Source organism: Agromyces sp. NPDC057679 (assembly GCF_042799635.1).
GTDB lineage: Bacteria > Actinomycetota > Actinomycetes > Actinomycetales > Microbacteriaceae > Agromyces.
The window spans coordinates 139,694-153,805 of record NZ_JBHVIK010000003.1 but is presented as its reverse complement, the minus strand read 5'-3'; the positions used below and the strand labels follow the sequence as shown (position 1 = coordinate 153,805).

Here is a 14,112-nt window from a genome sequence, read left to right as displayed (position 1 = left end):
CCGGCTACCCGCCGCTCGTGTCGAGCTCGGCGTCGACGAGCGTCACCCGGTCGTGGCCGACCAGCTCTTGCGAGTCGAGCCAGCCCTCGGGCAGCGTCGGGTTCTTCGGTGTGCCGGCGCGGCCGCGCGGGCCCTCGGCCCCCTCACCCGGGTACGGCATCGACCAGTCGAGCGTACCGAGGAGGTCGTCGAGCATCGCGAGCGACTCGACGGTAGCGAGACGGGCGCGCAGGTCGCCGCCGACCGGATACCCCTTGAAGTACCAGGCGACGTGCTTGCGGATGTCGCGGCAGCCGCGCTCCTCGCTGTCGAAGAACTCGGTGAGCAGCTCGGCATGGCGCCGGAAGGTCTGCGCGACCTGCCCGAGCGACGGCTGGAACAGCGCGCCGTCGTCACCCGCGAGCTCGCCGCGGAATCCCGCCGCGAGATCGCCGAAGAGCCAGGGGCGGCCGAGGCATCCGCGGCCGACGACGACGCCGTCGCAGCCCGTCTCGTCGACCATGCGCAGCGCGTCGGCGGCCGACCAGATGTCGCCGTTGCCGAGCACCGGCACGCTCGTGACCGTCTCCTTCAGCTTCGTGATCGCCGACCAGTCGGCCTGGCCCGAGTAGAACTCGGCGGCGGTGCGGGCGTGCAGGGCGACCGCCGAGACGCCGGCACCCTCGGCGATGCGCCCGGCCTCGAGGTAGGTGAGGTGGTCGGCGTCGATGCCCTTGCGCATCTTCACCGTCAGCGGGATGTCGCCCGCGGCCCGCACCGCCCCCTCGACGATGTCGCGGAAGAGGCCCGTCTTCCACGGGAGCGCAGAACCGCCGCCCTTGCGGGTGACCTTCGGCACGGGGCATCCGAAGTTCAGGTCGATGTGGTCGGCCCGGTCTTCGGCGACGAGCATCGTGACCGCCTCGGCGACGGTCTTCGGGTCGACGCCGTAGAGCTGGATCGACCGCGGCGTCTCGGACTCGTGGTGCGTGATCAGGCGCATCGACTCGGGCGTGCGTTCGACGAGCGCGCGCGAAGTGATCATCTCGGAGACGTAGAGGCCCGCGCCGAACTCGCGGCAGAGCCGGCGGAACGCCGTGTTCGTGATGCCGGCCATGGGCGCGAGCACGACGGGAACGTCGAGCTCGATGCCGCCGATCGCGAGCGGGCCTGCGGGAAGCGTGGTGGTTGAGGACATCACCGTCGATTCTCCCAGAGATCGGGGCCCACTCGCCCGATGCCGCCGTGCGAGCCTAGGATTCACTGCAGGTCGACCATTGGGGAGGACGAGATGGCGGAACTCACGGGTGCCGAGCGGGTGCAGGCGGATGCCGCGGCGCGCGGCCTCGACGTCGAGATCATCGAGCGGCCCGCCGCGCGCAGCCTCGAGGAGGCGGCCGAGCTCATGGGAATCTCCCCCGGCGACATCGTGAAGTCGCTCGTGGTCAAGCGCAGCGACGACACCTACCTCTTCGCCCTCGTGCCCGGCGGCCGCAAGATCAGCTGGTCGAAGCTGCGCGCCCTCGTCGGGGTCAACAAGCTGCAGCTGCCCGACGCCTCGCTCGCGCTCGCCGCGACCGGCTACGAGCGCGGCACGATCACCCCGCTCGGCTCGACGACGCCGTGGCCGGTGTTCGTCGACGAGTCGATCGCCGGTCGCCGCGTCTCGATGGGCGCCGGCGAGCACGGCCGCAGCCTCTTCGTCGACGCCGACGCGCTCATCTCGGCCCTCGACGCGACGGTCGCCGACCTCAGCGATCCCGAGTAGCGGAGGCGCTCGGCCGTTTCGGGAATGCCGCGCGCACCCGACGCGTTCGCATCCATCGTGACTTCCCCCATCAAAATCGACATCTGGTCCGACATCGCCTGCCCGTGGTGCTACATCGGCAAGCGCCACTTCGAGGAGGGCCTCGCGTCGCTCGGCGACGACGCGCCCGACGTCGAGATCGAGTACCACTCCTTCGAGCTCGCCCCCGACACGCCCGTCGACTTCGAGGGCAGCGAGATCGACTTCCTCGCGAAGCACAAGGGCCTGCCTGCCGAGCGCGTGCAGCAGATGCTGCAGCACGTCACCGGCGTCGCCGCGAACGCCGGGCTCGACTACGACTTCGACGCCCTCCAGCACACGAAGACGCTGAAGGCGCACGAGCTCCTCCACTTCGCGAAGGCGCAGGGCCGTCAGCTCGAACTCTCGGAGCGTCTCTTCAAGGCCTACTTCACCGAGGGCCGCCACGTCGGCCGCATCGACGAGCTCGTCGAGCTCGCCGTCGACGCGGGTCTCGACGCCGGCGCCGCCCGCGAGGCGCTCGAGTCGGATCGCTACGCCGCCGATGTGCAGGCCGACATCGCGCAGGCCGGGGCGTACGGCATCAACGGCGTGCCGTTCTTCGTGTTCGAGGGCAAGTACGGCGTGTCCGGCGCGCAGCCCGCCGAGGTCTTCGGCCAGGTGCTCACCCAGGTCGCGGGCGAGCGCGACGGCGAGGCCGCGTGAACCCCGAGATCGGGGCGGATGCCACGGGCGCCGCCCCGCTCGTCGCCGCCCCCGCGAACGGCGCCCCCGGCGAGGCATCCGCGTCACCCTTCACCATGCTGCCCGGCGCCGCCGGTGCCATGGTCTGCGAGGGCGACGTCTGCTTCGTCCCCGGGCTCTCGGGCGAGTAACCGGGCGGCGTCCGAGCCTAGAGTGGTCGGATGCCCGATCTCCCGCGCCGCATCCTCGTCGCCGGCGCGAGCGGCGCTGGCAAGACGACGCTCGCGCGGCGGATCGCCCAGGCATCCGGCCTGCCCTTCCAGGAGATCGACGCGCTGTTCCACGGCCCGGAGTGGACGCCGCGACCGAGCTTCGTCGACGATGTCGACGCGTTCACCTCGCAGCCCGGATGGGTGATCGAGTGGCAGTACGGCGCGGTGCAGCCGCTGCTCGCGGAGCGCGCGCAGCTGCTCGTCTTCCTCGACTATCCGCGGCGACGGGTGATGCGGCAGGTGATCGTGCGCACGCTACGCCGCCGGCTCCGACGCGAGGAGCTCTGGAACGGCAACCGGGAGGCGCCGTTCCGCACGATCCTCACCGACCCCGAGCACATCGTGCGCTGGGCGTGGCGAACGCACGGCACGCGGGCGGCTCTCGTCGACGAGGCCGGCGCCAGGAACCCCGGTCTCGCGGTCGTGCGGCTCAGGCACCCGCGCGAGGCCGAATCCTGGCTGCGGGAGACCTTCCCTTTCGCGAGATAGCGATATATCGTTGAGTATCGTTCGCATCTCGCGGGAGGTCATCATGAACGGCAATCGCCCGAACGGCGGATTCGGCGGCGCAGGCTTCGGCGGAACGGGACCCGGCAACCCGGGCGCCGCGATCTGGGAGGCGATGGAACAGTTGCGCTCCTCGTTCGACCAGCGGCCCGGCATGCGACGCATGGCGCGCGGCGACGTGCGCGCGGCGGTGCTCGCGCTCCTCGCCGAGCAGCCGATGCACGGCTACCAGATCATCCAGGAGATCGACGAGCGCAGCGGCGGCTCGTGGAAGCCGAGCGCAGGCTCGGTCTACCCGACGCTGCAGCTCCTCGCCGACGAGGGGCTGATCGTCGCCGACGAACTGCAGGGTCGCAAGACGTACTCGCTGACCGAGGCCGGCCGCGACGAGGCCGCCGCCGCCGCCGACAAGCCCGCACCGTGGGCATCGCCCTCGGCGCAGGGCGGCGCGCACCGCGCCCTCTCGAAGGCCGGCGTCGAACTCGCCGCCGCCGCAGCGCAACTCGGTCGCAGCGGCTCGCCCGAGCAGATCCAGCAGGCCGTCACCGTGCTCGACGAGGCGCGGCGCCGGCTGTACTCGATCCTCGCCGAGGGCTGATCGGGTGCCGCTGCGCGTGCCGCATCCGTCGCGACGCGAGAGGATGGCGGCATGACCGACGGTGCCCACCGCGCGCGCTCACGCCGCATCCTCGGATTCGCGGCGCGCCAGCTCGTGCAGCTCTGGTGGTACGAACTCGTGCTGCCGAAACTCGGTCTGGGCGGCATCGCCGATCGTTCGCGTGAGCGACGGATGCGATCGCTCGCATCGAAGTTCCGCAGCCTCGCGGTCGACCTCGGCGGCCTCATGATCAAGGTCGGGCAGTTCCTCTCCGCGCGCCTCGACGTGCTGCCGCCCGAGATCACCACAGAGCTCGCTGGCCTGCAGGACGAGGTCCCGGCCGTGCCGTTCCCCGAGATCCGCGCGCTCGCCGAGGCCGAGCTCGGGGCTCCGCTCGATCGGGTGTACGACCGATTCGACGAGGCCCCGGTCGCGGCGGCCTCTCTCGGGCAGGCGCACCGCGCCCGGCTCTCCGCAGGCGACGCCGCCGCCACCGGGCTCGCCGAGGTCGTCGTGAAGGTGCAGCGCCCCGGCATCGAGCAGATCGTCGCCGTCGACCTCGCGGCGCTCCGCCGGGTGGCGGGATGGCTGCGACGCGTGCGCATCGTCGCCGACCACGTCGACGCGCCCGCCCTCGTCGAGGAGTTCGCGCAGACGAGCCACGAGGAGATCGACTACGTGCACGAGGCCCAGAACGCCGAGCGCTTCGCGGAGTCGTTCGCCGACGAGCGGCGCGTGTACGCCCCCGCGGTCGTGTGGGAGCGGACGACCCGACGGGTGCTGACGCTCGAAGACGTCACCGCGATCAAGATCAACGACACCGACGCGCTCGAGGCCGCCGGCATCTCCCCCACCGACGTCGCACGAGTCTTCGCCGAGGTCATGTTCGACCAGGTGTTCACCCACGCGTTCGTGCACGCCGACCCGCACCCCGGAAACATCTTCGTCACGCCGCTCGTGGGCGACCCTGCGAGCGGCACGCCGGCACGAGACATCCCGTGGCGCCTCACCTTCGTCGACTTCGGCATGATGGCCGAGGTCCCCTCCGAGCTGCGGGCCGGGCTCCGCTCGCTCGTCATCGCCGTCGCGTCGCGCGACGGCCACGGGATGATCGAGGCCGCGCACGAGATCGGCGTGCTCATGCCCTCGGCCGACACCGGCGAGCTCGAGCGGGCGCTCACACAGCTGTTCGAGCGCTTCGGCGGCATGGGCTTCGCCCAGCTGAAGGAGGTGGACCCGCGCGAGTTCCGCGACTTCGGCGTCGAGTTCGGCGATGTCATGCGCTCACTTCCCCTGCAACTCCCCGAACACCTGCTGCTCCTCATCCGGGCGATGGCGCTCACCTCGGGCATGTGCAGCTCGCTCGACCCCGAGTTCAACGTGTGGGACGCGGTCGAGCCGTACGCCACGCAACTCCTGAATGAGGAGCGCGGCGACCTCGCCCAAGATCTCCTCGGGCAGGCGATGACGAGCGCAGGGCTCCTCTGGGGCATGCCGAAGCGCGTCGACGCCCTCATCACCAAGGCGGATCAGGGCCGGATGTCGTTCGACACCTCGCGCCTCGAACGACGCCTCGATCGGCTCGAGGGCGTCGCGCGCCGGATCCTCTCGGGCGTCCTGTTCGCCGCACTCCTCATCGGCGGCGCGCTGCTGCTCGCCCCGAACCCGGCACTCGGCACCACGCTGATGATCGCCTCAGCCCTGCCGCTGCTGCACGCGCTGTTCGCCGGCGTCGTCGGGCGGATGCGCCGCGGACGCCGCTAGCGGCTCGAGCGCGCTGTCGCCCCTGCGGGATCGGTGTCGGCGTTGCGCGGCCATCGGCGCGACACCCAGACGACGAGCACCGCGACGACGGCGAAGGCGAGCGCGATCACGACCACCCAGAACGCGACGCCGAGGTAGCCGTTCTCCTGGCGCGCCGGATTGAGGAAGGGATACGGGTACCACGTCTCGACCGACCGGACCTGGTCGAACACGAACGGCCCGCGCACGAGGGTGTAGGCGACCCATGCGATCGGGAACGCGAGGATGACCCAGACTCGCCGCCAGTCGAGCCGCGGGCGCCCCGGGGCGACCAGCCAGTCGACGACGAGGAACAGCGGCGCGATCACGTGCAACACCTCGTTGGTCCACGGGTGCGAATCCTCACCGGCCCCTGTCACCGGGAGACCGCGCAGCAGCAGGTTGTAGACGAGGCCCGTGATGGCCATGTACGTGACGGCGCACGCGCGCAGGATCGCGAACCACATCGGGTCGGGCAGGCGCCGCGCGAACGCGAGCGCAGCGCCGATGAGCAGCACGACCGCCGCGAGCAGGTTCGACTCGATGGTGAAGTAGCTGAAGAAGTTGACGTTGAGGGTGGCGAGGTCGGCGTAGCCCTCCTCCCGCCACGAGCCCGATGAGCCCTGGTACGTCACGACCGTCGCGGCGATGATCGCCGCCGCCATCACGATGCGGAGCACCGCCCACACGATCGAGAAGCCGGTGCGGGGCGGAGCGGAGAGTCGCTGGGGCGCGGTGTCGACGGTCACCCGACCAGCCTAAGGTCGTCCCCCGCGGCGGCGGGAGTCCCTCGCGGAGCTTCGCCTCAGCCGGCCGTCGGCGCGTCGATCGCCCCGCCGAACCGGCGATTGCGACGGGCGTAGATCTCGATCGCCTCCCACAGCTGGGTGCGCGAGAAGTCGGGCCAGAGCGTGTCGAGGAAGACCATCTCGGCGTACGCCGACTGCCAGAGGAGGAAGTTCGAGGTGCGCTGCTCGCCCGAGGAGCGCACGAACAGGTCGACGTCGGGCAGTTCGGGCACGTAGAGCCGCTTCGCGATGAGCTTCTCGCTCACCGCCGAGGGCCGCAGCCGGCCGGCCGCGACATCGTCGGCGATGGACCGCACGGCGTCGGTGATCTCGTTGCGTCCGCCGTAGTTGACGCACATCGTGAGGGTCAGCACGTCGTTGCCCGCGGTGAGCTTCTCGGCGAACTGCAGCTCGTTGATGACCGAGGCCCAGAGACGGGGGCGACGGCCGGCCCAGCGGATGCGCACGCCCCACTCGTTCAGCTGATCGCGCCGGCGGTGCAGCACATCGCGGTTGTAGCCCATGAGGAAGCGCACCTCCTCGGGCGACCGCTTCCAGTTCTCGGTCGAGAAGGCGTACACCGAGAGGTGCTTCACTCCGGCCTGGATCGCGCCGGCGACGACGTCGAGGAGCGCCGCCTCCCCCGCCTTGTGCCCTTCGATGCGGGTGAGTCCGCGCTGGTTGGCCCAGCGCCCGTTGCCGTCCATCACGATCGCGACGTGCTCGGGCACCGCCCCCTTCGGGAACGCGGGCGGGTGGATTCCCGTCCAGTCGAGCGGCTTGTAGGGCACCGCGTCGCGATGGGTGAAGGGCTTCGGGGTCACAGGGTTCCTCAGAGGGCGGGGTGCGGGGCGGATGCCTCGCGGCTGACGTGCGGCAGCGAACGGAGGCCCCGTTCGAGATGCCACTGGGTGTAGGCGGCGACGATGCCGCTCGCCTGGTTGCGGTCGCATTCGGGTGCGGCCTCGGCGTAGTCCCAATCGCCCGAGAGCAGCGCGCCGAGCAGCGCCACCGTCGTGCGCTCGATGCGCGGGGTGCCGGGCGGCGCGCACTCGTCGTCGCAGACGACGCCGCCGAGTTGCACGACCACCGCCGTGTGCTCGCCGGGACGACCGCAGCGGGCGCAGTCGCCGAAGCTCGGCGCCCACCCCGCGAGGGCGAGGGCGCGCAGCAGATACGAGTCGAGGGTGAGGCTCGCCCCGTGCTCGCCGCGGGCGAGCGAGCGGAGGGCGCCGACGAGCAGCAGGTACTGCTGCAGCGACCCCTCGGACTCGGTGAGCTTGTCGGCGGCCTCGACCATGGCGTTCGCCGCGGTGTACGCCGCATAATCCTGCGTGATCTGCGCGCCGTACGAGCCGAGCGACTCGGCCTGGTTCACGACGTCGAGGCTGCGGCCCTCGTAGAGCTGCAGGTCGGCGACCATGAACGGCTCGAGGCGGGCGCCGAACTTCGACCCCGTGCGTCGCACCCCCTTCGCGACGGCGCGCACCTTGCCGTGCTCGCGCGTGAGCAGCGTGAGGATGCGGTCGGCCTCGCCCAGCTTGTGGGTGCGCAGCACGACGGCTTCATCTCGATACACGGGCACACGTCGATTCTCCCATCACTGCGGCGCGTGGCATCCGTGATTCACTGTGATCGTGGAAACCGCAGAGTTCACGATCCCCCTCTGGCTCGACCTGACCGCCGTCGGCCTCGGCGGCGTGCAGGGCGCACTGTTCGCCTCCGGATTCCGCGGCGAACGCCGCCTCGATCTCCTCGGCGTCGCGATCGTCGGCATCGTGATGGGCTTCGGCGGCGGTGCGATCCGCGACCTGCTCCTGAACCAGCCGATCGGCGCGCTCCAGAGCAACTGGTACCTCGTGACCGCGGTCGCGGCATCCCTCGTCGGCATGCTGCTCGCGGCTCCACTGCAGCGCCTCAACGGGGTGATCGTCGGACTCGACGCGCTCGTCATCGGCATGTTCGGCGCCTTCGGCACGACGAAGGCCCTCGACCTCGGCCTGCCCGTGCTTCCTGCGGTGTTCGTCGGCGTCGCGGCCGCCGTCGGCGGCGGCATCCTGCGCGACATGCTGATGAGCCTGCCGGTCGCGATCATGCACGTCGGCTCGCTCTACGCGGTCGCCGCCGCAGCCGGATGCCTCGTGCTCGTCGGTCTCGACGCCTTCGGCGTGCCGCTGCTCATCGCGGGCATGGTCTGCATCGTCGTGACGAGCCTCATCCGCTGGCTCGCGGTGATCTTCGACCTCTCGCTGCCCGAGCAGCGCATGCTCTACCGTCGCAAGGTCGCGACGGAGACCGGCGTGCTGCCGGTCATCCGCCGCTGACCTCGCGACGCGTTCAGGCGCCTGCGGTCGCGAGTGCTGCCGCCGTCTGGTCAGGGCGTCGCTGACCCTGCGCGGCGCTCAGGCGCCGGCGGTCGCCAGCTCGGGCTCGGGAGTGCGGACCCGCAGTGCGCGGTTGACCGCCGAGACGACCGCCTTCAGCGACGCGGTCGAGATGTCGGCGTCGATGCCGACGCCCCAGAGCACCGTGCCCTCGACCTCGAGCTCGACGTACGCGGCCGCCTGCGAGTCGCCGCTCGCCGAGAGCGTGTGCTCGACGTAGTCGCGCAGCTTCACCTCGACGCCCTCGGCCCCGAGCACGTTGAGGAACGCCGAGATCGGGCCGTTGCCGCTCGCATCGGCCTCGACGCGCTCGACGCCGTCGCGGAGACCCACCCGCACGTTGACGACCCCGTCGAGGGCGCTCTCGGTGCGGAGGCTCAGGAGCTCGAAGCGGCCCCACTTCTCGTCGGGGCGGTCCTGCGGCGCCGGCAGGTACTCGTCGATGAAGACGCGCCAGATCTCGTCGCTCGAGACCTCGCCGCCCTCGGCGTCGGTCTTCTGCTGCACGACGCCCGAGAACTCGATCTGCAGGCGTCGCGGCAGGTCGAGCGCGTGGTCGGTCTTCAGCAGGTAGGCCACGCCGCCCTTGCCCGACTGCGAGTTCACGCGGATGACGGCCTCGTAGCTGCGGCCCAGGTCGCGCGGGTCGACCGGCAGGTACGGCACCGCCCACTCGAGCTCGTCGACGGAGACGCCGCGGCGCTCGGCCTCGGCGGCCATCGCCTCGAAGCCCTTCTTGATCGCGTCCTGGTGCGACCCCGAGAACGCCGTGTAGACGAGGTCGCCCGCCCACGGGTGCCGCTCGGGAACCGGCAGCTGGTTGCAGTACTCGACGGTGCGCTTGACCTCGTCGATGTCGGAGAAGTCGATCTGCGGGTCGATGCCCTGCGTGAAGAGGTTCACGCCGAGCGCGACGAGGTCGACGTTGCCGGTGCGCTCGCCGTTGCCGAAGAGGCAGCCCTCGATGCGGTCGGCACCCGCCAGGTAGCCGAGCTCCGCGGCGGCGACGGCCGTGCCGCGGTCGTTGTGGGGGTGCAGCGAGAGGAGGACGTTCTCGCGATGCGCGAGGTGGCGGCTCATCCACTCGATCGAGTCGGCGTAGACGTTCGGCGTCGCCATCTCGACGGTCGCGGGCAGGTTGATGATGACCTTGCGCTCGGGCGTGGGCTCGAGGATCTCGAGCACCTGGTTGCAGACGTCGACGGCGAACTCGAGCTCGGTGCCGGTGTAGCTCTCGGGCGAGTACTCGTAGTAGACGGTGGTGCCCGGGATCGTCGCCTCCTGCTCGCGGCACTTGCGCGCGCCGTGCAGGGCGATGTCGATGATGCCCTGCTTGTCAGTGCGGAAGACGACTTCGCGCTGCAGGATGCTCGTCGAGTTGTAGAGGTGCACGATCGCCTGTTTCGCACCGGCGATCGCCTCGTAGGTGCGCTCGATCAGGTGGTCGCGCGCCTGCGTGAGGACCTGGATCGTGACGTCGGCGGGGATCGCGTTCTCGTCGATGAGGCTGCGCACGAAGTCGAAGTCGGTCTGGCTCGCGCTCGGGAACCCGACCTCGATCTCCTTGTAGCCCATCTTCACGAGGAGGTCGAACATGATGCGCTTGCGCTCGGGGCTCATCGGGTCGATGAGGGCCTGGTTGCCGTCGCGCAGGTCGACGGCGCACCAGCGCGGCGCCTGCTCGATGCGCTTGGACGGCCACGTGCGGTCGGGCAGTTCGACCGAGATCTGCTCGTGGAAGGGGCGGTACCGGTGAACGGGCATCGCCGAGGGCTGCTGGGTGTTCTGCATGAGGTGCTCTTCTCGCTTGTTCGGATGTATTCAGCCGACGACGAACTCCGCAGCGAGGGAGGCCTTCGAACTAGGACTCGCTGCGGCAGCTAAGGAGAAGCAGGCCGTGAAGCACGGCACAAGGCTAACATCCGAGCGCGGCGGCCGCATGCATGTGACGCGCCGGCGGCACGGGCGGGCAGACGGAAGCGGGCGGCGGCCTCCCCCGAGGCCGCCGCCCGCCCTTCCCTCCCGTCCCCCGCGGTCCCCCTAGTCGACCGCGAGGGCGACCACCGGCGAGACGCGCATCGCGCGCCGCGCCGGGGCGATGGATGCGACGAGCGTCAGCACGCCCGCCGCGACGACGAGTGCGCCGATCATGACCCACGGCACGCCCGGCAGGACGAACACCGGCTCGCCCTGGGCACCGCCCAGGAGCGCCTGCGCGCCGGCCCAGCCATAGCCGAAGCCGAGCACGAGGCCCGTGAGCGTCGCGGCGACGGTGAGCGCGGCGCTCTCGACCACGATCATGCGGCGCAGCTGCCCGCGATCGAAGCCGAGCGCACGCAGCAGGCCGAGCTCGCGGGTGCGCTGCATGACGCTGAGCGAGAGCGTGTTCACCATTCCGATGGCGGCGATGAGGGCGCTGAAGCCGATGAGCACCGTGAACACGGCGATCGTCGCATCGAGCATGGTCTCGATGCCGGCGTAGACCTCGGGCTGCGCCTCCTGAGCTGCGAGCAGCATCGCGCGGTACGACTCCATCGTCACCGAGAAGGTCGTGACGAGGGTGACGCCGATGACGAGGCCGATGGTCATGCGCGAGCTCCGCTCGGGGTTGCGCACGGCGTTCTCGGCGGCGAGCCGCGCGGCCGGCGAACGGCCGAAGAGGCGGCCGACGAGTCGCAGCACGGGCGGCATCACGACATCGGCGCCGAGCACGACGCCGGTGAACGAGAGGATGCCTCCGGCGAGGCCGATGAGGACGCCCATCGGGTCGGTGAGGCCGACCACGACGCCGGCGGCGAGCAGGCCGATGCCGATGACGACCAGCACGATCGCCGCGATGTTGCGGCCCCGGCGGCGACCGAGCTCCTCGCGGTCCTGCGCGTTCGAGTTCGAGATCGCCTCGATCGGGCGCACCCGGAGCACACGGCGCGACCCGACCCACGAGGCCAGCCAGGTCGTGAGCACGACCGCGACGGCGGGCAGCACCACCGCGGGGTTGAGGTAGTCGTACTCGGTCGGCGGCAGCATCCGGTTCGCGACGGCGAACTGCTCGACCCCGTAGGCCGCGCCGGTGCCGGCGAACACGCCGATCACCGCGCCGGCGACGCCGACGACGAGCCCCTCCTTCGCGATCTGCGCACGCTGCGCGCGGGCACTCGACCCGATGAGGCGCAGCAGCGCGATGGTGCGGGTGCGGCCGGCGACGACCGTGGCGACCGTGTTCGAGGTGACGATCGCACTCACGTACACGGCGATCACGACGAAGACCGTCGCGAGGAAACCGAGCATGAGGGCCACCGTGTCGCTCTCGCCGGTGACGTCGTCGGCGCGGATCGCGGCGGCGAGGAGCCCCGTCACGTGCAGCAGCAGCACCCCGAAGGTGCCGGCGAGGACGGCGACGAGCAGCGTCGGCCACTGGTCCTTCAGACGGGTGCGCATCAGGCCGCCAGCTCCATCGACAGCATGAACGCCGAGATCTCCTCGGGCGTCGAACGGCCCGAGTCGCGCACGATCTTCCCGTCGGCGAGGAACAGGATGCGATCGGCGTGGCTCGCCGCGACCGGGTCGTGCGTGACCATCGCGATCGACTGCCCGTAGCGAGCGCTCGCGACGGCGAGGAGCCCCAGCACCTCGCGGCCCGTGCGGGAGTCGAGGTTGCCGGTCGGCTCGTCGGCGAACACCAGGTCGGGGCGGGTCGCGAGGGCCCGCGCGATGGCGACGCGCTGCTGCTGCCCTCCCGAGAGCTCGTGCGGGCGGTGCGTGAGGCGGCCGCCGAGGCCGAGCGTGTCGAAGAGCTCGTCGATCCACGCCTGCTCGTCGAGGGTGGGCCGGCGGCCGTCGAGCTCGAACGGCAGCATCACATTGCCGCGCACGTCGAGGGTCGGCACCAGGTTGAACGACTGGAAGATGAACCCGATGCGGCGCCGGCGCAGCACCGTGAGCGCCGCATCGCCGAGCTCGGTGATGTCGGTGTCGCCGAGCCAGACCCGGCCGGACGTCGGCGAATCGAGGCCGGCCATGATGTGCATGAGCGTCGACTTGCCCGAGCCCGACGGCCCCATGATCGCGGTGAACTCACCGCGGCGGAGCCCGAGCGACACGTCGTCGAGTGCGGTCACGGCGCCGGCACCGTGGCCGTAGCGCTTCGCGAGGCCCGCGACGCGGGCGATGAGACCGAGGTCTGAGGGTTGGATCTGCATGTCTCCGACGCTACGGAGTCACCCACGCTCGGGTCATCCGACCAGGGATCGGTTCGCGGTCATCCTCTGGGATGACGTCGACGGCACGGCGTAGGCTCCACGCATGGTCTCCGACGGCGTCGCGGAACTCGGCATCGAGGGCTCGGCGCTCGACGCCGCGGTGGGCGAGCGATCGTTCACCGGCGTCGTGACGGTCGACGTCGGCGGTCGTCGCCGCTTCGAGCGCGTCGAAGGCGACGCGCACCGCGCCTTGCGCGTGCCGAACACCGCCCGCACCCGCTTCGCGATCGCGAGCGGCGGCAAGACCTTCACCGCCCTGGCCGTGCTCCGGCTCGTCGAGGAGGGCGTGCTGTCGCTGAGCACGCGCGTCCGCGGCATCCTGGGCGCCGACCTGCCGCTCATCGACGCCGAGGTGACCGTCGAGCAGTTGCTCACGCACACGTCCGGCGTCGGCGACTACCTCGACGAAGCGGCGGACTGGGAGCCGGCCGACTACGTGCTCCCCGTTCCCGTGCACCTCCTCGCCGGCACCGAGGCGTTCGTGCCGGTCGTCGACGGCTACCCGCAGTCGTCCCCGCCCGGCCAACGCTTCGCCTACTGCAACGGGGGCTACATCGTGCTCGCGCTGATCGCCGAGCGTGCGAGCGGCGTCGAGTTCCACGACCTCGTCGAGGCAGAGGTCTGCGCGCGGGCGGGGCTGCGGCGGACCTCGTTCCTCAGGTCGGACGACCTTCCCGGCGACGCCGCAGTCGGCTATCTGTACGACGAGGGCGACCGCACGAACGTGCTGCACCTCCCGGTGCGCGGGAACGGCGACGGCGGCATCTACACCACGGCCGACGACCTCCACACCTTCTGGCGCGCGCTGCTCGACGGCCGCATCGTGCGCGAAGAGACCGTCGAGGAGATGATCCGTCCACGTTTCGACCTGCCCGGCGAGCGCCTGCGGTCGGGTATGGGCGTCTTCCTCGGCGCGACCGGCCCCCGGCTCATCATGGAGGGCCACGACGCGGGCGTCTCGTTCCGATCGGTGCACGACCCGCGCTCCGAGACCACGGTCAGCGTGCTGGGCAACAGCTCCGACGGGGCGTGGCCGGTCATCGCCCTGCTGATGGAGGCGATGTAGGCGGATC

General features: G+C 71.0%; 15 protein-coding genes. 8 read left to right on the top strand and 7 right to left on the bottom strand.

The window, feature by feature from the left end:
* Positions 1-4 precede the first annotated feature (4 nt).
* Positions 5-1,177 (bottom strand): tRNA dihydrouridine synthase DusB, encoded by a 1,173-nt coding sequence (gene dusB / locus ACFVAJ_RS13605; RefSeq protein ID WP_376944934.1) that lies wholly within the window; start codon positions 1,175-1,177, stop codon positions 5-7.
* A gap of 93 nt (positions 1,178-1,270) precedes the next feature.
* Between dusB and ACFVAJ_RS13600 the strand changes: the two genes are divergently transcribed.
* From ACFVAJ_RS13600 to ACFVAJ_RS13575, 6 genes are read left to right on the top strand one after another with little or no spacing between them, the layout of a single operon-like run.
* Positions 1,271-1,747 (top strand): aminoacyl-tRNA deacylase, encoded by a 477-nt coding sequence (locus tag ACFVAJ_RS13600; RefSeq protein ID WP_376944932.1) that lies wholly within the window; start codon positions 1,271-1,273, stop codon positions 1,745-1,747.
* A gap of 57 nt (positions 1,748-1,804) precedes the next feature.
* Positions 1,805-2,470, top strand: coding sequence for a DsbA family protein (locus tag ACFVAJ_RS13595; RefSeq protein WP_376944931.1), 666 nt, complete (start codon positions 1,805-1,807; stop codon positions 2,468-2,470).
* Positions 2,467-2,640: a hypothetical protein gene (locus ACFVAJ_RS13590; RefSeq protein WP_376944929.1), complete on the top strand. Its 174-nt coding sequence runs from the start codon at positions 2,467-2,469 to the stop codon at positions 2,638-2,640. Before ACFVAJ_RS13595 ends, ACFVAJ_RS13590 begins: the two co-directional genes overlap by 4 nt.
* A 30-nt stretch (positions 2,641-2,670) precedes the next feature.
* Positions 2,671-3,210 carry an AAA family ATPase gene (locus ACFVAJ_RS13585; protein ID WP_376944927.1) on the top strand — a complete coding sequence of 180 codons (540 nt, stop codon included), beginning with the start codon at positions 2,671-2,673 and terminating at the stop codon, positions 3,208-3,210.
* Positions 3,211-3,253: 43 nt separating this feature from the next.
* Positions 3,254-3,826: a PadR family transcriptional regulator gene (locus ACFVAJ_RS13580; protein ID WP_376945832.1), complete on the top strand. Its 573-nt coding sequence runs from the start codon at positions 3,254-3,256 to the stop codon at positions 3,824-3,826.
* 51 nt (positions 3,827-3,877) lie between these two features.
* Positions 3,878-5,590, top strand: a complete 1,713-nt coding sequence (locus ACFVAJ_RS13575) for an ABC1 kinase family protein (RefSeq protein WP_376944925.1) — start codon at positions 3,878-3,880, stop codon at positions 5,588-5,590.
* On the opposite strand, the gene ACFVAJ_RS13570 is transcribed toward ACFVAJ_RS13575, so the two are convergent.
* Genes ACFVAJ_RS13570 through recO form a run of 3 tightly spaced genes read right to left on the bottom strand, consistent with a single transcriptional unit; the run spans position 5,587 to position 7,981 of the window.
* Positions 5,587-6,357 carry a Pr6Pr family membrane protein gene (locus ACFVAJ_RS13570; protein ID WP_376944923.1) on the bottom strand — a complete coding sequence of 257 codons (771 nt, stop codon included), beginning with the start codon at positions 6,355-6,357 and terminating at the stop codon, positions 5,587-5,589. The two genes, ACFVAJ_RS13575 and ACFVAJ_RS13570, sit on opposite strands and share 4 nt — an antisense overlap.
* 56 nt (positions 6,358-6,413) lie before the next feature.
* The gene (locus ACFVAJ_RS13565; RefSeq protein ID WP_376944921.1) at positions 6,414-7,220 is read right to left on the bottom strand and encodes an isoprenyl transferase; all 807 of its coding nucleotides are present in this window, start codon (positions 7,218-7,220) and stop codon (positions 6,414-6,416) included.
* An 8-nt stretch (positions 7,221-7,228) separates the two neighbouring features.
* Entirely contained in the window at positions 7,229-7,981 is a 753-nt protein-coding gene (recO, locus tag ACFVAJ_RS13560) for a DNA repair protein RecO (RefSeq protein ID WP_376944919.1), read from the bottom strand.
* Positions 7,982-8,033: 52 nt separating this feature from the next.
* Between recO and ACFVAJ_RS13555 the strand changes: the two genes are divergently transcribed.
* A complete protein-coding gene (locus tag ACFVAJ_RS13555) occupies positions 8,034-8,720 on the top strand; it encodes a trimeric intracellular cation channel family protein (protein ID WP_376944917.1) in 687 nt (228 codons plus the stop codon).
* A gap of 78 nt (positions 8,721-8,798) precedes the next feature.
* Here the strand turns inward: ACFVAJ_RS13555 and leuA are convergent, their stop codons facing one another.
* The 3 genes from leuA to ACFVAJ_RS13540 form a co-directional block, all read right to left on the bottom strand.
* Entirely contained in the window at positions 8,799-10,571 is a 1,773-nt protein-coding gene (gene leuA, locus ACFVAJ_RS13550) for a 2-isopropylmalate synthase (protein ID WP_376944915.1), read from the bottom strand.
* Between the two features lie 249 nt (positions 10,572-10,820).
* Positions 10,821-12,218, bottom strand: coding sequence for an FtsX-like permease family protein (locus ACFVAJ_RS13545; RefSeq protein WP_376944913.1), 1,398 nt, complete (start codon positions 12,216-12,218; stop codon positions 10,821-10,823).
* Positions 12,218-12,979 carry an ABC transporter ATP-binding protein gene (locus ACFVAJ_RS13540; protein ID WP_376944911.1) on the bottom strand — a complete coding sequence of 254 codons (762 nt, stop codon included), beginning with the start codon at positions 12,977-12,979 and terminating at the stop codon, positions 12,218-12,220. The genes ACFVAJ_RS13545 and ACFVAJ_RS13540 overlap by 1 nt, the downstream gene beginning before the upstream one ends.
* Positions 12,980-13,082: 103 nt before the next feature.
* Between ACFVAJ_RS13540 and ACFVAJ_RS13535 the strand changes: the two genes are divergently transcribed.
* Complete coding sequence (locus ACFVAJ_RS13535; RefSeq protein ID WP_376944909.1) at positions 13,083-14,105, top strand: serine hydrolase domain-containing protein; 1,023 nt, start codon at positions 13,083-13,085, stop codon at positions 14,103-14,105.
* The last annotated feature ends 7 nt before the right edge of the window (positions 14,106-14,112 follow it).

Excerpts from the sequence above, each read along its gene's own strand:
- dusB (WP_376944934.1), bottom strand. The coding sequence starts at position 1,177 with ATGTCCTCAACCACCACGCTTCCCGCAGGCCCGCTCGCGATCGGCGGC.
- ACFVAJ_RS13600 (WP_376944932.1), top strand. The coding sequence starts at position 1,271 with ATGGCGGAACTCACGGGTGCCGAGCGGGTGCAGGCGGATGCCGCGGCG.
- ACFVAJ_RS13585 (WP_376944927.1), top strand. The coding sequence starts at position 2,671 with ATGCCCGATCTCCCGCGCCGCATCCTCGTCGCCGGCGCGAGCGGCGCT.
- ACFVAJ_RS13580 (WP_376945832.1), top strand. The coding sequence starts at position 3,254 with ATGAACGGCAATCGCCCGAACGGCGGATTCGGCGGCGCAGGCTTCGGC.
- ACFVAJ_RS13575 (WP_376944925.1), top strand. The coding sequence starts at position 3,878 with ATGACCGACGGTGCCCACCGCGCGCGCTCACGCCGCATCCTCGGATTC.
- leuA (WP_376944915.1), bottom strand. The coding sequence starts at position 10,571 with ATGCAGAACACCCAGCAGCCCTCGGCGATGCCCGTTCACCGGTACCGC.
- ACFVAJ_RS13545 (WP_376944913.1), bottom strand. The coding sequence starts at position 12,218 with ATGCGCACCCGTCTGAAGGACCAGTGGCCGACGCTGCTCGTCGCCGTC.
- ACFVAJ_RS13540 (WP_376944911.1), bottom strand. The coding sequence starts at position 12,979 with ATGCAGATCCAACCCTCAGACCTCGGTCTCATCGCCCGCGTCGCGGGC.
- ACFVAJ_RS13535 (WP_376944909.1), top strand. The coding sequence starts at position 13,083 with ATGGTCTCCGACGGCGTCGCGGAACTCGGCATCGAGGGCTCGGCGCTC.